This is a genomic window from Bacteroides caecicola (genome assembly GCF_023337095.1).
GTDB classification, from domain to species: domain Bacteria; phylum Bacteroidota; class Bacteroidia; order Bacteroidales; family Bacteroidaceae; genus Phocaeicola; species Phocaeicola gallinarum.
Window position 1 is genome coordinate 1 of record NZ_JAMBLM010000030.1, and the last position, 2,500, is coordinate 2,500.

Here is a 2,500-nt window from a genome sequence, read left to right on the forward strand (position 1 = left end):
AAAAAAAAGAAAACCCATACCCTGAAATTCAGAATAATAAAAAGAACAAGGATATTTTACAATGAAGAGTTTGATCCTGGCTCAGGATGAACGCTAGCTACAGGCTTAACACATGCAAGTCGAGGGGCAGCATGTATCTGGCTTGCCAGATACGATGGCGACCGGCGCACGGGTGAGTAACGCGTATCCAACCTGCCCCGTACACGGGGATAGCCTTCCGAAAGGGAGATTAATACCCGATGATGTCAGGAGTTCGCATGTAAACCTGACTAAAGTTATTACGGTACGGGAGGGGGGTGCGTTCCATTAGGTAGTAGGCGGGGTAACGGCCCACCTAGCCGACGATGGATAGGGGTTCTGAGAGGAAGGTCCCCCACATTGGAACTGAGACACGGTCCAAACTCCTACGGGAGGCAGCAGTGAGGAATATTGGTCAATGGCCGGGAGGCTGAACCAGCCAAGTAGCGTGAAGGATGACGGCCCTACGGGTTGTAAACTTCTTTTATGCGGGATTAACGTGAGGTACGTGTACCTTATTGCAGGTACCGCATGAATAAGCATCGGCTAACTCCGTGCCAGCAGCCGCGGTAATACGGAGGATGCAGGCGTTATCCGGATTTATTGGGTTTAAAGGGAGCGCAGACGGCATGTCAAGTCAGCTGTGAAAGTTCGGGGCTCAACCTTGGAATTGCAGTTGAAACTGGCGTGCTTGAGTTCGGTCGAGGCAGGCGGAATTCGTGGTGTAGCGGTGAAATGCTTAGATATCACGAAGAACCCCGATTGCGAAGGCAGCTTGCCAGGCCTGGACTGACGTTGAGGCTCGAAGGTGCGGGTATCGAACAGGATTAGATACCCTGGTAGTCCGCACGGTAAACGATGGATACTCGCTGTCGGCGATACACGGTCGGCGGCCAAGCGAAAGCGTTAAGTATCCCACCTGGGGAGTACGCCGGCAACGGTGAAACTCAAAGGAATTGACGGGGGCCCGCACAAGCGGAGGAACATGTGGTTTAATTCGATGATACGCGAGGAACCTTACCCGGGCTTGAACTGTGCCTGACTGCCTCAGAGATGGGGCTTCCAGCAATGGCAGGCATGGAGGTGCTGCATGGTTGTCGTCAGCTCGTGCCGTGAGGTGTCGGCTTAAGTGCCATAACGAGCGCAACCCCTCCCGCCAGTTGCCATCAGGTAAAGCTGGGCACTCTGGGGGCACTGCCACCGCAAGGTGTGAGGAAGGTGGGGATGACGTCAAATCAGCACGGCCCTTACGTCCGGGGCTACACACGTGTTACAATGGGAGGTCACAGAGGGCTGCTACCCGGCGACGGGACGCCAATCCCCAAACCCTCCCTCAGTACGGACTGGAGTCTGCAACCCGACTCCACGAAGCTGGATTCGCTAGTAATCGCGCATCAGCCACGGCGCGGTGAATACGTTCCCGGGCCTTGTACACACCGCCCGTCAAGCCATGAAAGCCGGCGGTGCCTGAAGTGCGTAACCGCAAGGGGCGCCCTAGGGTAAAGCCGGTGATTGGGGCTAAGTCGTAACAAGGTAGCCGTACCGGAAGGTGCGGCTGGAACACCTCCTTTCTGGAGCGGTATGATGCTTGTGCCGTTTTCGGTTCCTGCGTGTCGAAAAGATATATATGCTGTAAAGAGGAGAATGATCCGTACGGCACAGGTAAGTACGGTGAGTTGAGAACGAGGCATTACAAGTCAGTCCTATAGCTCAGTTGGTTAGAGCGCTACACTGATAATGTAGAGGTCGGCAGTTCAACTCTGCCTGGGACTACCGGTGAAGGGGGATTAGCTCAGCTGGCTAGAGCACCTGCTTTGCAAGCAGGGGGTCAACGGTTCGAATCCGTTATTCTCCACGTAAGTCCGAAAGGACAATGCGGTCTGTGACATGATGGACAAACTAACGAACGAAGAGAAGGTTTTGAAGATACGCCCTTCCGTTTGCTGACGGAAGAAAGTATATTACGGAAATAGATAAGGGCGTACGGTGGATGCCTAGGCTCTCGGAGGCGATGAAGGACGTGGCAAGCTGCGACAAGCCGCGGGGAGGTGCAAGCAACCTTTGATCCGCGGATATCCGAATGGGACAACCCGGTGCCCTGAAGGGGCATCATCCCGCACAGCGGGAGGCTAACGCAGGGAACTGAAACATCTTAGTACCTGCAGGAAAAGAAAATAACAATGATTCCCCCAGTAGTGGCGAGCGAACGGGGAAGAGCCCAAACCCGCCCTGTTACGGCAGGACGGGGGTTGTAGGACTGCGGCATCGCATGAACGATGGCGAGCGGAACGCTCTGGAAAGAGCGACCATAGACGGTGATAGTCCGGTACGCGAAGCCATAGGAAGCGTAGCAGTATCCTGAGTAACGCGGGACACGTGAAATCCTGCGCGAATCAGCCGGGACCATCCGGCAAGGCTAAATACTCCCGAGAGACCGATAGTGAACCAGTACCGTGAGGGAAAGGTGAAAAGCACTCCGAAC

Annotated in this window: 2 tRNA genes and 2 rRNA genes (1 of these 4 cut by a window edge); all 4 read left to right on the forward strand. The window is 54.8% G+C overall.

The features are described 5' to 3' along the window. Positions 1-58: 58 nt before the first annotated feature. Positions 59-1,589, forward strand: a 16S ribosomal RNA gene (locus M3085_RS13800). Positions 1,590-1,717: 128 nt separating this feature from the next. Continuing rightward, positions 1,718-1,791 (forward strand) — tRNA-Ile (locus M3085_RS13805). 8 nt (positions 1,792-1,799) lie between these two features. Further along, positions 1,800-1,873 (forward strand) — tRNA-Ala (locus M3085_RS13810). 108 nt (positions 1,874-1,981) lie between these two features. Continuing rightward, a 23S ribosomal RNA gene (locus tag M3085_RS13815) occupies positions 1,982-2,500 on the forward strand (its annotated part continues 2,355 nt past the right edge of the window); the annotation flags it as partial.